We start from the raw sequence: 15451 nt of genomic DNA, 5'->3' as shown, positions 1-15451 counted from the left end.
GGTAAGTTCGCCCTGTCCGGCATCAACGCCCACATCGGCCACGATCTGGCGCTCGCCGTCGTGGACGCCTGTCGCACGCTGGACTGCGAACCGGCCGAGCTGGAGGACGAGTTCGACCGTGTGGGCGATCTCCTCGTGTCGCTGGAGGAGCGCATCCGCGAGGAGCTGATGCCGGGGCCCGACCTGTTCCAGATCGCCGACCCGCTCACCCATCTGCTCGGCTCGTGGAGCCTGGAGCGCGCCCGGGAGGCGACCTGGACGGCAGCGCGGGCCCTGTGGGCGCTGCGCGGACTGCCCGATGTCGCCGAGGAGTTCACCGAACGGCTGGACGCGGCTGTGGGGCTGGCGGGCCGGATGCTGCTCACCCCGCTGTCCGGCTGAGGTGGCCTGATCCGATCGACGCCCGGCCCCCTTCGGAATCTCCTTGTGATCGCCTTGCGTTGACGGCACGCACCCGACTGCGAAGGAGCACCGGAATGACGACTCGGCTCGGCCTCAGCCTCCCCCAGATGCGGCAGTATTCCATCGGCACGGACGTTCCCGACGTGGCCCGCAGAGCCGAGGAGATCGGCTACGAAAGCCTGTGGGTCTTCGAGCGTGCCCTCTTCCCGGAGCCCGCCACCCAGGGCCTTTACAACATCGAGGGCCTCGCCTGGCCGGACGTGTACCGGAACGTGGCCGAGCCCCTGGTCACACTCACCCTCGCCGCCGGGGCCACCGAGCGGGCACGGCTGGGCACCAGTGTGCTGGTGGCGCCGCTGCGCATTCCCTTCCAACTGGCCAAGGCCCTGGCCTCGTTGGACGCGGCGAGCGGTGGCCGGGTGGTCGCGGGCCTGGGCACCGGCTGGTCGCTCGACGAGTACGCGGCCGCAGGCATCCGGCCATTCGAGGAGCGCGGCCGTGTGCTCGACGAACTGATCGAGGTGTGCCGGGCGGTGTGGGGCCCGGACCCGGTGAAGTACGACGGCCGACTGACGAAGATCGCCTCCGCGGTGGTCGGTCCCAAGCCCGCCCGACCGATCCCGATCCTGCTGGCCGCGAGCGGCAAGAAGGCCCAGCGGCGGCTGGTGGACCACGCCGACGGCTGGATTCCGGTGGCCATGGGCGCCGAGCAACTGGCCGCCGAGTGGCAGGAGTTGCAGGACCTGGCGGCCGAACGCGGCCGCACGGAACCGATCCAGAAGGTCGTGCGGGCCAACGCCGTGCACACCGCCAAGCCCTATGACGGACCCGACCGCCAGCCCTTCCAGGGCAGCGCCGACCAGATCGTCGAGGACCTGGCGGCACACGCGGCGCTCGGCCTGGAGGAGATCCTGGTCGACCTCCAGACCACTCCGCGGGACGCCCAAGAGCTCAAGGACGTCGCCGCCGAGGTGTACGAGAAGGCGCGGGCAGCCGGGATCTGAACTCCCGTCAGTCCTCCGGCAGTTCGACCGGTGCGATCTCGTCGTAGACGTCCCCGGGCCCGGGGTTCGTCGGGTCGGTCGCTCCCCCGAGTTGGTGCATGACGCCCCAGACCGCGTTCAGCGCGGTCTGGACGGCGCCCTCGGCCCAGCCGGCCGTCCAGGAGATGTCGTCGCCGGCGAGGAAGACGCCCCGCTTGTCGGCGGGCAGCCGATCCTGCATGAAGTGGGTGAACAGGCGCCGCTGGTAGCGGTAGTGGCCGGGCAGGTTGGCCTTGAACGCGCCCATGAAGTAGGGCTCGTTCTCCCAGGAGACGGTCACCGGGTTGCCGATGACGTGCTTCCTGATGTCGACCTTCGGGTAGATCTCGCCGAGCGACTTCAGCATGACCTCCATCCGCTCGTTCGCGGACAGCGGCAGCCACTTGAGGCTGTCGTCGCACCACGTGTACGAGAGGCAGATGACGGCCGGCTTGTCCGGGCCGTCGTCGAGGAGGTAAGTCCCGCGCGTCATACGGTCGGTGAGGGTCATCGACATGACGTCCCGGCCGGTCTCCTCGTCCTTGTCCAGCCAGAACGGCCGGTCGACGGGGACGAACAGCTTCGAGGACTCCATGTAGTGGGTGCGCTCGATCGCGGTCCAGTGGTCGATCGGGAAGAGCGAGTCGTCGCAGGCGATCTTCGAGAGCAGCATCCAGGACTGGGCGGTGAAGATCGCCGCCTGGTAGGTGCGGATGTCGCCGTTCGCGTCCGTCACCGTGATCCCGTTGCCGGCGGTGCGGTGCAGCCGGGTCACGGCGGGGCGGGGTTCGCCGCCCACGTGCAGGGACGCGAGCGAGGTGCCGTGGGGCCAGTGGACGATCTTCTGGGGCTCGCGGTCCCAGAGGCGGAGCGGGAGTTGCTGGGAGCCGCCGACGATGCCGCGGTGGTGGTCGTCGGCCTCGGTGTAGACGACGCGCAGGATCTCGAGGATCGAGTTGGGGAAGTCGGTGTCCCAGCCGCCCGTTCCGAAGCCGACCTGGCCGAAGATCTCGCGGTGCCGGAAGGACTTGAAGGACTCGGAGTCGCAGAGGAAGCCGTAGAAGGTCTGGTTGTCGAGTTTCTCGACGAGCTTCGACCAGATCTCGCGGATGCGCGGGACGTCGCGTTCGCGCATGGCGCGGTTCATGTCGGAGAAGTCGGCGCCCTCTTCGAGGCAGGCGTTCCAGGCGTGCATCACGTCGCGGTAGACCTGCGGGAGGTCGTCGACGGTGGTCGCGTAGTGCGACTCGCCCTTGAGGTCGACGACCGTCGAAGGAGTCGCCTCCGCAAGGGGGTTGGGGAACGGCCGGGTCTCGAGTCCGACCAGGTCGATGTAGTGCTGGAGAGCGGTGGAGGAGGGCGGGAAGCGCATCGCGCCCATCTCGGCGGTCAGCGACGGGTCGCAGCCGTCGAAGCCGACGGTCCGCAAGCGCCCACCGATCTGATCGGCCTCGTAGACGACGGGCTTGAGGCCCATCTTCATCAGTTCGTAGGCGGCCACGATGCCGGACAACCCGCCGCCGATCACCGCGACTTCGGTGCCGTGCCCGGTCGCGGGTATCTGGCCGAGGCCCGCCGGGTGGGCGAGGAAGTCGTCGTACGCGTACGGGAAGTCCGGCCCGAACATGGTGATCGGCGGCTGCCGCTCGTCGGCGTGCTGGACGGCGTTGGGCACCGTGGACGTCATGGGGTACGGACTCCTAGCAAATACAGAACAGGGCAGGAAAGTCAGGGGAGTTCAGCCGAGGGACCCGTAGAGACCGGGGCGACGGTCCGTCAGATACGGGTTCGCCGCACGGGAGTCGGCGAGGAACTCGGGGTCCAGATCCGCGAACAGGAGTTCTTCGCCGCGGCCGGCGCGGGTGCGGGCGACTCCGTCGGGGCCGGCGAGCGTGGAGAGGCCGAAGAAGTCGAACTCCCCTTCCTGGCCGATGCGGTTGATGTACGCCACGTACATCTGGTTCTCCCAGGCGCGCACCGGGACCAGGGACTCGGCGACGAACTGGAACGGGTGCATGTTCGCCGTCGGGACGAGGAGCAGGTCGGTGCCGGCGAGGGCGTGGGCGCGAACGGGCTCCGGGAACTCGACGTCGTAGCAGATCATCAGGCCGATCCGGATGCCGTTCAACTCGGCCTGGACGACCGGCTCTTCGCCCGGGGTGAAGTGGGCGCGCTCGAAGTCGCCGAAGAGGTGGGTCTTGCGGTAGTTGGCGAGGCGGGTGCCGTCGGCGGAGATCAGCTGGGCGGAGTTGTACACGGCCTCGCCGTCGCGCTCGGGGTAGCCGTAGGCGATGGCGAGTCCGTGCCGGCCGGCGATCTCGGCGACGGCGTCCGCGGAGTCGCCGTCGGCGGGCTCGGCGAGGCGGCCGATGTCGTCGCCGATCGCGTATCCGGTGAGGAACATCTCCGGCGCGGCGAGCAGCGCGGCACCGCCGGCCGCGGCCCGGCCCGCGGCCTCGTCGAGGACCTTGAGGTTCTCGACGACGGAACCGGGGCGGCCGGAGCTCTGGAGGAGGGCGGTGCGCATGTGTGGTCCTCACCGGTACGAAAAGGTTGAAGAGCCACCTATCGGGGCCCACCTAGACGGTACGGCCGAGGGACTGGGCCGGACAAGAAGGAGCTGTTGCGCGCCGGTGAGCGGTTTGTTGCGTGCGGGCGGGGTGGGGCGGCGATTCGTTGCGTGCCTGGTGGGTGCGGGTGGTACGGGTGCGGCGAACCGGTTGTCAGACCCCGGGCGTAGGTTTCCGCCCATGAATCCCGACCTGATCAACCGGCTCGCACCCTTCCGCGAGGAAGCACTGGGGCGCGGGATACCGCCCGAGGACGTCGAGCGGTGGATCGCCGCCGCGCGTCCCTCCGGGACCCTCGTCACCGGCGGGGACGGCCCGGTCGTCGGCAGGTTCGGCGGCCCGCTGCTGCTGCCCGCCGACGCCCCCGACCCCTGGTTCCCGTTACTCGCCACCCTCGACTGCGCGGCCCTGCCCGAGGAGACGACCGGCCTCCAACTGCCGCCTGACGGCCGCCTGTTGCTCTTCGGCTTCCCCGAGATGACGTACTACGGCGGTACGGCCGGCGAGGTCGTTTACATCCCCGAGGGGACACCCGTCGAGGAACGGAACACGAAGTACGCCTGCGTCCACGGCGAGGAGGGGGACCAGTTCGACGACACCGACACGCTCGCGATCTACGAGCAGTTCCCGCGGGAGGAGCTGCGGCTGGCGCCCGATGTCTCCCTGCCGTACCACTTCCTGGTCCCGTCCCCGGAGGGCGGCGACGAGACCGTCACGCTCCCCGGCCATCCCCGCGCCTGGGACCTGGCCGAGGTGTGGGACGAGACGTACGGCGACATCGTCGTCGACGGCCCGCTGCACATCGGCGGGTACGCCTCCCACGAGTGCACGGAGACGGACCCGGTCACGGACGCCGCGACGGAGGCGGAACAGGCCCGCCGCCACCGGGCCGACGCCGCAGAACTGCCCGCCCCCGAGGAGTGGACCCTGCTCGCCCAGTGGGACATAGGCCTCACCGGCCGCGAGGGCGCCACCCTGCACTGGGTGATCCCGCGCCGGGACCTGGCCGCCCGCCGCTTCGACCGCGCACACGTCTCCTTCTTCTGGAACCCCTGACGGGTCATACGCGGGTCCGGCAGGGCGCCCCGTAGGGGCGCGGGGCTGTGTCGATTTGCGGCTCCGCCGCGCGGGCGCGCCCAGCCACAACAAACCCGCAGCCGACACACAACCCTTCGACCGGAGGACTAACGCCGGGGCACCCCAAACACCGTGAGAACAGCCGCATGGTCCGACGGCCAGCAGTTACCAGACACATCCGGCCACGGGCTAGGCGTGCCGACCACGAACGTCCGGGAGTCCAGCACGGTCAGCCCCCGGTGCAGGACATAGTCGATCCGGTCCTGCGGCTCGGCACGCCCACTGCCGTCCTCGTTCACAGGATGGATCGGCGACCAGGTGTGCCCGGGCTCAGCAACCGGGTCCGGGTGGACCTCCCGGTACGAGTCCCGCAACCCCGCATCCGCCGCCGCCTTCGTCACAGGCCACTCCACACCCGGCCAGTCCAGATGCGAAGGGCTGTTGAAGTCACCGACGAGCACAACGGGAACGGCATCGTCGCCCACCTCCGCGATCCGGCCAAGGGCATCCCGCATCTGCGCGAGCCGGACGCCCTCGTGGGCGATCAGGTCGGCGGCCGGGAGCCCGTCGTAGGCGAACTCGTAGGGGCCGTAGGGCGTGTAGTCGAGATGGCAGGTCCAAAGATCGACCTCCCGCCCCTCCCCTACGGCGATGCGCACCCCGGCCGCGCCGTAGAAGCCGACGTCCGGGTCACCGAAGCGGGCGGTGATCGGATGGCGACTGATGACGCCGAGGTTCTCGCCGGCCCGGTGGTGGTGCCAGCCGAGCGCCTCGGCCAGTTCCTCCGCCGCCGTACCGCCGGTCTCCTGGAGGCCGACGACGTCCGCGCCGGTCTCCGCGATGGCCTTCAGCTGCTTGGTCCGGTGGTCGTCGACCTTGCTGCCGCCGAGCCAGAGGTTCCAGGTCAACACGCGTAGCTCGTACGGCTGTTCACGCGTCACCATCGCGCGCAGGGCCGCCGGGGTGACCCCGACGAGACTGTCCCGTACGGTCCGGCCGGGAGCCGCGTCGATCGGGGCCAGCGACGGGACCGCGAGGACCGCGCAGCCGGCCGCCTCGGCGGAGCTGACGCCGGTCTGGGTGTCCTCGACGGCCACGCAGGCCGCCGGGTCGACGCCGAGGGCGCGGCACGCGGCGAGGTAGGGGTCGGGGGCGGGCTTGGTGAGCCCGGTGTCGTCGGCGGTGACGGAGACCGCGAAGCGGCTCGCGCCGAGGGCGTCGAGGACGGTGTCGGCGACCGCGCGGGGGGACGCGGTGACGAGCGCCGTGGGGACGCCGTCACGGGCGAGGGCGTCGAGCAGGGCGAGCGCGCCGGGGCGGGGCACGATGCCGGTGCGGACGCGGGCGGCGAACTCCCGGTGGAGTTCGACCGCGAGGTCCGCCGCCGACGCGCCCGTGTTCGTGCTCGTGGCGAGCCAGGCGGCGGTGTGCTCGACCGGGCGGCCGAGCACCTCCGGCTGGTCCGCGTCCGTCAGGGTCCTGCCCGCGACCTGCTCCACCGCCTCGCACCACAGCCGCTCGGTGTCGACGAGCGTTCCGTCCATGTCGAACAGGACGGCCTGGAGCGGGAGTTGGGTGTGGGGGGTCACGTTTCTCTCTTTCGGTACGGGTGCACTACGGGCCGTTGGGCCCTACGGGTTGACGCGTTCTGCCACGAGGACCGGCCGTTCCGGCAGCGACACCCGTACGGCGACGCCGGCGCCCAGCCCCGCTGCCTCGTGCGCGGGCAGGTCGGCCTTGACCTCGGTGGAGTCGGCGAGCTGCACGGTGAGGCGGACGACCGAGCCGAGGAAGGCGGTGGCGACGACCCGCGCGTCACCGGCGGCGTCGGCGTGCACGTGGATCGCCTCGGGGCGTACGAGCACGTCGACCTCGGGTCCGGCCGGTGCCTCGCCGTCGACCGGCAGCCGCTGGCCGAGCACCTCGACGACCCCGTCGGTGAGATGCCCCGGGAGGCGACTCATCGTGCCGACGAACTCGGCGACGAACGCGGTCGTGGGCCGGCCGTACAGCTCGGCCGGGGCGGCGCACTGTTCGAGCTTTCCGGCGCGCATCACGGCGACCCGGTCGGCTATGGACAGTGCCTCTTCCTGATCGTGCGTCACGAAGAGGGTGGTGATGCCGAGTTCCTGCTGGAGGCGGCGGATCTCCTCGCGCAGGGACAGCCGTACCTTGGCGTCGAGTGCCGACAGCGGCTCGTCCAGGAGCAGGACGCGCGGGCGCAGGGCGAGCGCGCGGGCCAGGGCGACGCGCTGCTGCTGGCCGCCGGAGAGCTGGTGCGGGAAGCGCTCGCCCTTGTCGCCGAGCCCGACGAGGTCGAGCAACTCGGCCGCACGGGACCGCCGTTCGGCCGTACGCACCTTGCGCATGCGCAGGCCGAAGGCGACGTTGTCGAGCGCGTTGAGATGCGGGAAGAGGCTGTACGACTGGAAGACCATCCCGGCGTCACGGCGATGGGCGGGGACGTCGGTGACGTCCTTGCCGTCGACCAACACCTCGCCGGAGGTGGGGTGTTCGAAGCCGGCGAGCATGCGCAGGGCGGTGGTCTTGCCGCAGCCGGAAGGGCCGAGCAGGGCCAGGAACTCGCCGGGCCGGACGGTCAGGTCGAGTCCGTCGAGGGCGACCGTGGGGCCGAACTCCCGGCGCAGGCCCCGGAATTCGACGGTGGCGGCGTTGTCCGTCGTGGTCTTCTCAAGCGTGGTGGCGGTCATGGTTCATCCCCGGGACGAAGCGGTTTTGTCACGTCCGCCGACACCGGCGAGCGTGAGGAGGAGTGCCCAGGTGACGACCAGGCTGAGCACGGAGACGGCGACGGAGAGCTGGGCGTTGGACCCGCCGACGCTGTAGATCCACACGGCGAAGGGCTGGAAGCCGAGCAGCTGGGCCACGGTGAACTCGCCGAGCACCAGCGCCAGGGTCAGAAAGGACGCGTTGAGCAACGCCCCGCGCAGATTGGGCAGTACGGTCCGCACGAGCGCCTGCGGCCAGTTCGCGCCGCAGCTGCGGGCGGCCTCGACGAGGGTCTTCACGTCGATGGCCCGCAGCCCGGAGTCCAGCGCCCGGTACACGAACGGCAGCGCCATCACGACGTACGCGAGGACGAGGATGAACGGGAAGCTCGGGTTCTGGATGGCGACGAAGGTCTCGAACAGCGGGGTGCGCGAGAGGTAGTCGGGGCCCCACTTGAGGACGGTGGCGATACCGGCGACGAACGCGATCGGCGGTACCACCAGCGGCAGTGAGCAGATCACCTCGACGACGGGCCGCAGGCGGGGCGCGCCGAGCCGTAGCGCGACCATGGCCGGGACCATCAGGAGCAGGACGACCGCGATGGTGGCGGCGGCGAGTTCCAGCGAGAGCACCAGGCTGGAGGTGAAGCCGTCGGCGGAGACGATCTGGGTGTAGGCGTCGAAGGTGACGCCCTCCCCCGGCACGTCGACCGTGAAGATCACCGACGCGGCGAGCGGGACCAGGAAGTACAGGGCGGCGAGGCCGAGGACGACCCACCGCCAGAGGTTCAGGCGTCCAGCCATCGCGCGCTCCGTCGTTGCAGGGGCAGGTACACGGCCATGACCAGGCCCGCGATCAGGACCATGTCGAGGCTGAGGGCGAGGGCCACGTTCTCCTGGCCCACGAGCACATTGCCGGAGATGGCGTCGGCGATCTGCAGGGTGACCAGCGGGATCGAACTGCCCACCATGGCCGCGGCGGTGGCGTAAGCGGCGAAGGCGCTGCCGAAGAGGAGGACGAACCCGCCGAGCAGCGAGGGCAGCAGCACGGGCAGGGCGACGTGGCGCCAGTACTGCACGCCGGTGGCGCCGTTGTTCTGCGCGGCCTCGCGCCACTGGGTGCGCAGGCCCTCCAGGGCGGGGGTGATGGTGAGGACCATCAGCGGGATGAGGAAGTAGAGGTAGACGAGGACCAGGCCGGAGAAGCTGTAGAGGTCCCAGCCCTTGTCCTTGAGGCCCAAGTGGGTCGTCAGGACACCGGCGTTGCCGAGGGTGGCGACGAACGCGAAGGCCAGCGGGACACCGCCGAAGTTCGCGAGAACGCCGGACGCGGTGAGCACGGCCTCGCGCAGCGCGCGGAAGCGGGAGGTGACGACGACCTGCGCGAGCGGCAGCCCGAGCAGGGTACCGAGGGCGGCCGAGAGCGCGGACAGCTTGACGCTGCCGATCAGCGCGGTGAGGTAGGCGCCCTTGAGTGACTCGGTCAGGTTGGCGGTGCTGTACGAAGTGGCGCCCGTCGTCTGGTTCTTGACGGTGAAGGCGCCGTTCAGCATCGCGACGGCGGGCACCCCGAAGGCGACCGCGACGAACACGAGCAGCGGGACCACGGCGATCCAGCCGGGGACACGGCGCCGCCGCTTCGAGGAAGCGGCGGCGACCACATCGGCCCGCGTGAGCGTGGCCGTCATCCGGAGACGGCCTTCGCCCAGCCGGACGCGATGACCGTCTTGGCCTTGCTCTGCTGGGCCTCGGTCGGGAAGGACGGCGTGCCGGTGACCTTGGGGAGCTTGGCGGCGGCGGTCTTGTCGAGGGTGCCGGCAGACTCCATGGAGGTCATGAGCGCCGGGCGCGCGTACCCCTTGAGCCACAGGTTCTGGCCCTCGGCGCTGTACAGGTACTCCTGCCACAGGCGGGCGGCCGCCGGGTGCGGGGCGTCCTTGTTGATGGCCTGCGAGTAGTACTGGGCGTACTGGCCGTCGCTCGGGATGGAGACCTTCCAGTCGACGCCCTTGGACTTGAACTCGTCGGCGTAACCGGCGTTGAGGTAGTCCCAGTCGATGGAGATGGGGGTCTCACCCTTCTCGACGGTGGCCGGGGTGGACTCGACGGGCGTGTAGTTGCCGTTCTTCTTCAGCTTGGCGAAGAAGTCCAGGCCGGGCTGGATGTCGTCGAAGGAGCCCTTGTTGGCGAGCGCCGCCGCGTACACGCCACCGAAGGCCGAACCCGACTTGGTGGGGTTGCCGTTGAGGGCGACCTGACCCTTGTACTGCGGCTTCAGCAGGTCCGCGAAGGTGGTCGGGCAGGTCTTGACGCGCTTGGCGTCGCAGCCGATGGAGATGTAGCCGCCGTAGTCGTTGAACCACTGCCCCTTCGGGTCCTTCTGGCCCTCGGGGATCTGGTCGAAGGAGGCGACCTTGTACGGCGCGAGCAGGCCCTGCTGGGCGGCGCTCAGCGCGAAGGAGGAACCGAGGTCGAGGACGTCGGGCGCACGGTCCTGGCCCTTGCGGGAGGTGACGGCGTTGATCTCGTCCTGGCTGGAACCGTCCGGGTTCTCGTCCGTGATCTTGATGCCGTACTTCTTGGTGAAACCGTCGATGAGGGCACCGTAGTTGGCCCAGTCGCGGGGCAGCGCGATGGCGTGCAGCGTGCCCTCCTTCTTGGCCGCCTTCACCAGGGCATCCATGCCGCCGAAGTCGGCGACGGAGGTGGCGGTGGCGGCGTTCTTGCCGTCGGCGGTGGTCGACGAGTTGGTCGGGGCGGCGCCGCAGGCGCTGAGGGCGAGCGCGGCGACGACGGCGAGGGATCCACCCAGGACGGCGTTTCTCGGCGGGGACACGGTCACGGTCTCTCCAGGGGTGCGCACGAGGGTTAGAGCAGAGCGGAGAACTTGTCTGAACAAGTTGGCCTCAGTACGCCCGGCGATGGTGTCTTGTTCGTAAACATTGGCGAAACCGTGACCCCTTATTCACTGCACACTCCTGGCTGACACGGATCACCGAGGGAACTCGACTACGCTGCTCACGCTGTGCACAGTGGCCAACTCGGAGGGGAAGCATGACGGCGCGACACGAGGAGATCGCCGACGAGCTGCGCAGGGCCATCGACCGCGAGGAGTACACAGTCGGCAGCCTGCTGCCCGCGGAGACGGACCTCGCCGCGCAGTACGGCGTCTCGCGCGGCACGGTGCGTCAGGCCGTCGCGACCCTCACCGCCGAGGGGCTGATCGGCTCCCGCCAGGGCGCCCGCCGGGTCGTCCTGGCCAGCCGTCGCAGCCAGAGCTTCGCGGAACTGCGCAGCTTCGCCGAGTGGGCCCGCGCGATGGAACGCGAGGCGACCGGACACGTGGTCGCGCAGGAGTACCGTCCGGCCACCGCCGAGGACGCCGTACGCCTCCAACTCGCCGCCGGCACGCCCGTGTTGCACGTCCTGCGGGTCCGCGGCCTGGACGGCGAGCCGGTCCTCCTGGAGCGGACGGTGTACGCCGACTGGATCTCCCCCGCCGTCGAGGCGATCGAGCCGGAGTGCCCGTCGGTGACCCAACGCCTGTACGACGACACGGGGTTGGTCTTCGCCTACGGCGAGCACGTCATCGACGCGGTCGCGGCGGGGGCACAGGACGCGGAGCTGCTGGGCATCCGCCGCACCAGCCCGCTCCTTCGGGTTCGCCGGGTGACAACCACCCGCGAGGGGCGGCCCGTTGAGTGGTCTGACGATCGCTACCGCTCGGACGCGGTGAGCTTCAGCGTGCACAACTCCATAGGGAACAACGCGCTGGCGCGGAAGACGGCGGAGTGAGAGCCTCCGGCCTCGCTGTGGGACAGTCGTAGCCAGGGGGACGGGTCCGACGTCATGGAGGTCCTGATGGAGATCGCCGCGTTGCCCCAGGTCGGGGAACAGACCACGGTCGTGGCGGCGGAGCCCGACGCCGTGTGGCGCGCCCTGAGCCGGGTGATGGGCCACTCCTCCGCGCCGGCGACCCTGTACGCACGCCTGGTCCGCGCCGCCGACCGCGAGTCCTCCGGGCCCCGGCCCCTCGCCGAGGGTTCGGCGTTCGCCGGTTTCCATGTGACCTCGGCGGTCCCGGGGCGCGAGCTGGTCGTCGAAGGCAGCCACCGCTTCTCGTCGTACGCCCTGGTCTTCCACGTCGAGCGGACCGGCCCGGGGCGCTCGCTGCTGCGGGCCGAGACCCGGGCCGTCTTCCCCGGCCCGGCCGGGGGCCTCTACCGGCGGCTCGTCATCTCCAGCGGCGGACACGTGATCGCCGTACGCCGGCTGCTGTCGGCGGTCCGCCGCCAGTCCGAGTAGCCCCCGCGGCTCAGGTCGGCGAGCCGGACGAGAAACGCCGGAGCAGCGGGGACAGCACCAGCACGGACTTGGTCCGCTCCACGAACGGCTCCCCCGCGATGCGCTCCAGGACCCGCTCGAAGTGGCGCATGTCGGCGGCGAAGACCTGGACGACCGCGTCCGCGTCACCTGTGACCGTCGACGCGGCCACGACCTCCTGGTAGCGCTCCAGGCCGCGGCGGATGGTGTCCGGGGAGGTGTTGTGCCGGCAGTAGATCTCGACGAACCCCTCGGTCTCCCAGCCGAGCGCCGACGGGTCCACCCGTACGGTGAAGCCGGTGATGGCGCCGGTGGCCCGCAGCCGGTCCACGCGCCGTTTCACGGCGGGCGCGGACAGGCCGACGAGCTGCCCGATGTCCGCGAAGGAGCGGCGGGCGTCCTCGGCGAGGGCGTGCACGATGCGTTCGTCGAGTTCGTTCAGCACGGTGGATCGATCACTTCTCGGGTGGTGCGGTGGGTGCCAGTCGGGAGCGGCGCTGGCCGTATACGAAGTAGAACACGAGCCCGACGGCCATCCAGATTCCGAAGACCACCCAGGTGACGGCCGAGAGGCTGCCCATCATCCACACGCACAGCGCGAAGCCCACGGCGGGCAGCACCGGCGACAGCGGTACGCGGAAGGTGCGGGACATGTCGGGGCGGGTCCGGCGCAGCACCACGACGGCGATGTTGACCAGCGCGAAGGCGAAGAGCGTGCCGATGCTGGTCGCGTCCGCGAGCTGCCCGAGCGGGACGGCGGCCGCGAGGACTCCGCAGAACAGGGAGACGATGACGGTGTTGGCGCGCGGCGCCCCGGTCTTCGGGTGGACCTTGCCGAACACCTTGGGCACGAGTCCGTCCCGGGACATCGCGAAGAGGATGCGGGTCTGGCCGTAGAGCACGGTCAGGACGACGCTCGCGATGGCGATGACCGCGCAGGCGGCGAGAAGGGTGCCCCAGAAGGACTGGCCGGTGACGTCGCGCATGATCTGGGCGAGGGCGGCCTCGGAGTCGTTGAAGCGACGCCAGGGCTTCGCGCCGACGGCGACGGCCGCGACGAGGACGTACAGCGCGGTGACGATGACGAGGGACAGCATGATCGCGCGGGGCAGGTCGCGCTGCGCGTTCTTCGCCTCCTCGCCGGCCGTGGAGGCGGCGTCGAAGCCGATGTACGAGAAGAAGAGCGTCGCTCCGGCCGCGCTGACGCCGGCCATGCCCAGCGGCATGAAGTGGTCGTAGTTGCCGGACTTGAAGCCCTGGATGCCGATCGCGCAGAACAGCACCAGCGCGGCGATCTTCACGCACACCATGACCGTGTTGGCGCGCGCGGACTCCTTGGCGCCGCCGAGCAGGAACGCCATCGCGAGGAGTACGACGATCAGCGCCGGGAGGTTGAAGATGCCGCCGTCGCCGGGCGGGGCGGACAGCGCGTCCGGGATGGTGACGCCGATCGTGCCGTCGAGCAGTTCGTTGAGGTACTCGCCCCAGCCGACGGCGACGGCGGCGACCGAGACGCCGTACTCCAGGACCAGACACCAGCCGCAGATCCAGGCGATCAGCTCGCCGAGCGTGGCGTAGGCGTACGAGTACGAGGAACCGGCGACCGGGATGCTGCCCGCGAGTTCCGCGTACGAGAGGGCCGAGAAGAGGGCGGTGAGGCCGGCGATCACGAAGGAGAGGGTGACGGCGGGGCCGGCCTTGGGGACGGCTTCGCCGAGGACGACGAAGATGCCGGTGCCGAGGGTGGCGCCGATGCTGATCATGGTCAGCTGCCAGAGCCCGAGGGAGCGCCGAAGTGACCCTCCCTCGCCCTGACCGCCCTCGGCGACCAGGAGTTCCACGGGCTTGCGGCGCATCAGACGCGCGCCGAGCCCCGGGGACGGCTCGGCGGTCTGGCTGCGGTGGTGCGGGGGTGCGCCTTGGTCGAGCACGCGGGTGGCTCCTTGTCGCTGCCGGTCACGGCGGCAGGGACGGGCGGCACGGAGGGAGCCGCCGAGCGGAGGTCCTGCCGCGCGCTGGGTACAGCGCTTGACCCTACGAGGCCGCGCGTCCTGGTCGTAATGCGGCAACCTTGCGCGTCTCCGCAAGATCGTTGCGTTCATCGGGTGCGGGTGCGGATTCGTTGCGCGGTGGGTGTCGAGCGTTGCGCCATGCCTCGTCCGCGCCCGGTTCACCTTCCGTCAACACCTGGTTCAGCCCTCGTCCGGCTCCCCCGCGAGGGCCCGCGCCGCGGCCAGGTCCTCCTCGTCGAACCCGATCCGCCCGGGCTGCCCGAACACCTCCGCCTGGGCGTCGATCCATCGTGTGTGCGCCTCCCACGCGGCCTGCTTGCTCATGCCGAGCGCGGCCCCGATCTGCGTCCAGGACGCACCGCCCTCGCGGGCCGCGCGGACGGTGAGCTGCCGGCCGTAGGCGGCCTTGCGGGCGACGACCTCGGTCAGGGCGAGCAGTTCCAGCGTCTCGGTCTTGTCGAGCGCCTCGGCGTCACTGCCGAAGCCGGCGAGGGATTCGCGGGTGCGGAGGTGGTCGAGGCGGGCGACGACGGTGAGGAGGGTGTGCTCGGGTTCGATGCTCTGGGGTGTGGTCATGGGGGCAGCGTTGCGTCAAGGATGCTTGACGTCAAGGGGGCCTGACGGCAGTTCCTTGACCAGGAACACACACGGGTCGGCGTGCTCGTGCCGCACACCCTCGGCATCGAGGTGCGCGTGACGGTCGACGTACGTGACCGTGGGCCGGTAGCCGAGTCGCGCGTAGAGCGCCGCCGCACGCAGGTTGCCGTCGCGGACCCCGAGCCCGATGGCGTCGATGCCGCGCTCGCGAGCCAGCCGCTCGGCCTCGCGGACCAGGGCCGCGCCGATGCCCTGCGAGCGGAGCGACTCGGGCCAGACGAACAGGCCGTTGATCTCCGGACAGCCCGCCGCACCTCAGGCGCCGCGCACCCCGTCCAACGGACCTCAGCGTGCCCGACAGGACGGCCGTCGAGCCAGGGGATCAGATAGCTGCTCTCTCCGGCCTCCTGCCGTGCGAACCGAGCCCGGTGGTTTCCGTCGATGCTGTACGACGGCATGAGGTGATCCAGTACGACGATGTCCTCGGCCCTGCAGGCGGCAATCCGCATGCCCTGACGGCAGGACCCCGGACATGCCGACGGCCCCCGAATATCCCGGGCGCCGGGACAACAGGGGCCGCCGCAAGGCGAGTTGGTCAGCTCCAGCCCACGTGCAACGGCCTGCCCCAGGACAGCAACCGCGCAGCACACCCACAGCCCCGAACATTCCGACGCCCGGAAACAAGGGCCGTAGGAAAAAGGGAGTCAGTCAACTCCAGC

The 15451-nt window shown here is 70.5% G+C and carries 14 protein-coding genes and 2 pseudogenes; 5 read left to right on the top strand and 11 right to left on the bottom strand.

Translation table 11 applies throughout. The features are described from left to right. Positions 1–3: 3 nt before the first annotated feature. Together OG504_RS42795 and OG504_RS42790 are read left to right on the top strand one after the other, a co-directional pair. A pseudogene (locus tag OG504_RS42795) lies at positions 4–381 on the top strand (DUF5995 family protein); the annotation flags it as partial. Positions 382–476: 95 nt separating this feature from the next. Next, positions 477–1406 carry an LLM class F420-dependent oxidoreductase gene (locus OG504_RS42790; RefSeq protein ID WP_405994580.1) on the top strand — a complete coding sequence of 310 codons (930 nt, stop codon included), beginning with the start codon at positions 477–479 and terminating at the stop codon, positions 1404–1406. A gap of 7 nt (positions 1407–1413) precedes the next feature. Here the strand turns inward: OG504_RS42790 and OG504_RS42785 are convergent, their stop codons facing one another. Together OG504_RS42785 and OG504_RS42780 are read right to left on the bottom strand one after the other, a co-directional pair. Beyond that, complete coding sequence (locus tag OG504_RS42785) at positions 1414–3111, bottom strand: flavin monoamine oxidase family protein (RefSeq protein WP_405994579.1); 1698 nt, start codon at positions 3109–3111, stop codon at positions 1414–1416. 51 nt (positions 3112–3162) lie between these two features. Continuing rightward, positions 3163–3951 (bottom strand): carbon-nitrogen hydrolase family protein, encoded by a 789-nt coding sequence (locus tag OG504_RS42780; RefSeq protein ID WP_405994578.1) that lies wholly within the window; start codon positions 3949–3951, stop codon positions 3163–3165. A 223-nt stretch (positions 3952–4174) separates the two neighbouring features. On the opposite strand from OG504_RS42780, the gene OG504_RS42775 reads away from it, so the two are divergent. Continuing rightward, complete coding sequence (locus tag OG504_RS42775; protein WP_405994577.1) at positions 4175–5050, top strand: DUF1963 domain-containing protein; 876 nt, start codon at positions 4175–4177, stop codon at positions 5048–5050. Positions 5051–5178: 128 nt separating this feature from the next. On the opposite strand, the gene OG504_RS42770 is transcribed toward OG504_RS42775, so the two are convergent. From OG504_RS42770 to OG504_RS42750, 5 genes are read right to left on the bottom strand one after another with little or no spacing between them, the layout of a single operon-like run. Next, positions 5179–6660, bottom strand: a complete 1482-nt coding sequence (locus OG504_RS42770) for an HAD-IA family hydrolase (RefSeq protein WP_405994576.1) — start codon at positions 6658–6660, stop codon at positions 5179–5181. 42 nt (positions 6661–6702) lie between these two features. After that, positions 6703–7782, bottom strand: coding sequence for an ABC transporter ATP-binding protein (locus OG504_RS42765; protein ID WP_405994575.1), 1080 nt, complete (start codon positions 7780–7782; stop codon positions 6703–6705). A gap of 3 nt (positions 7783–7785) precedes the next feature. After that, positions 7786–8604 carry an ABC transporter permease subunit gene (locus tag OG504_RS42760; RefSeq protein WP_363096577.1) on the bottom strand — a complete coding sequence of 273 codons (819 nt, stop codon included), beginning with the start codon at positions 8602–8604 and terminating at the stop codon, positions 7786–7788. Next, positions 8589–9488, bottom strand: a complete 900-nt coding sequence (locus tag OG504_RS42755) for an ABC transporter permease (protein ID WP_405994574.1) — start codon at positions 9486–9488, stop codon at positions 8589–8591. The genes OG504_RS42760 and OG504_RS42755 overlap by 16 nt, the downstream gene beginning before the upstream one ends. Further along, positions 9485–10642: an ABC transporter substrate-binding protein gene (locus tag OG504_RS42750; protein ID WP_405994573.1), complete on the bottom strand. Its 1158-nt coding sequence runs from the start codon at positions 10640–10642 to the stop codon at positions 9485–9487. Before OG504_RS42750 ends, OG504_RS42755 begins: the two co-directional genes overlap by 4 nt. A 212-nt stretch (positions 10643–10854) precedes the next feature. On the opposite strand from OG504_RS42750, the gene OG504_RS42745 reads away from it, so the two are divergent. Beyond that, positions 10855–11595 carry a GntR family transcriptional regulator gene (locus tag OG504_RS42745; protein ID WP_405994572.1) on the top strand — a complete coding sequence of 247 codons (741 nt, stop codon included), beginning with the start codon at positions 10855–10857 and terminating at the stop codon, positions 11593–11595. Between the two features lie 66 nt (positions 11596–11661). Continuing rightward, a complete protein-coding gene (locus OG504_RS42740; RefSeq protein ID WP_405994571.1) occupies positions 11662–12105 on the top strand; it encodes a hypothetical protein in 444 nt (147 codons plus the stop codon). A 10-nt stretch (positions 12106–12115) separates the two neighbouring features. Here OG504_RS42740 and OG504_RS42735 read toward each other — a convergent pair whose 3' ends face one another. The 4 genes and pseudogenes from OG504_RS42735 to OG504_RS42720 form a co-directional block, all read right to left on the bottom strand. Further along, positions 12116–12568, bottom strand: coding sequence for an Lrp/AsnC family transcriptional regulator (locus OG504_RS42735; protein WP_019059706.1), 453 nt, complete (start codon positions 12566–12568; stop codon positions 12116–12118). Positions 12569–12578: 10 nt separating this feature from the next. After that, positions 12579–14054 carry an amino acid permease gene (locus OG504_RS42730; RefSeq protein ID WP_405994570.1) on the bottom strand — a complete coding sequence of 492 codons (1476 nt, stop codon included), beginning with the start codon at positions 14052–14054 and terminating at the stop codon, positions 12579–12581. A 261-nt stretch (positions 14055–14315) separates the two neighbouring features. Then, positions 14316–14711, bottom strand: a complete 396-nt coding sequence (locus OG504_RS42725; protein ID WP_405994569.1) for a hypothetical protein — start codon at positions 14709–14711, stop codon at positions 14316–14318. 15 nt (positions 14712–14726) lie between these two features. Then, positions 14727–15241 (bottom strand): annotated as a pseudogene (locus OG504_RS42720) (GNAT family N-acetyltransferase). Positions 15242–15451: the final 210 nt, after the last annotated feature.

The sequence above is a fragment of the Streptomyces sp. NBC_00986 genome (assembly GCF_045162565.1).
Classification (GTDB): Bacteria; Actinomycetota; Actinomycetes; order Streptomycetales; family Streptomycetaceae; genus Streptomyces.
Note: the sequence above shows the minus strand (reverse complement) of the source record. Positions and strands in the feature narration are given on the sequence as shown.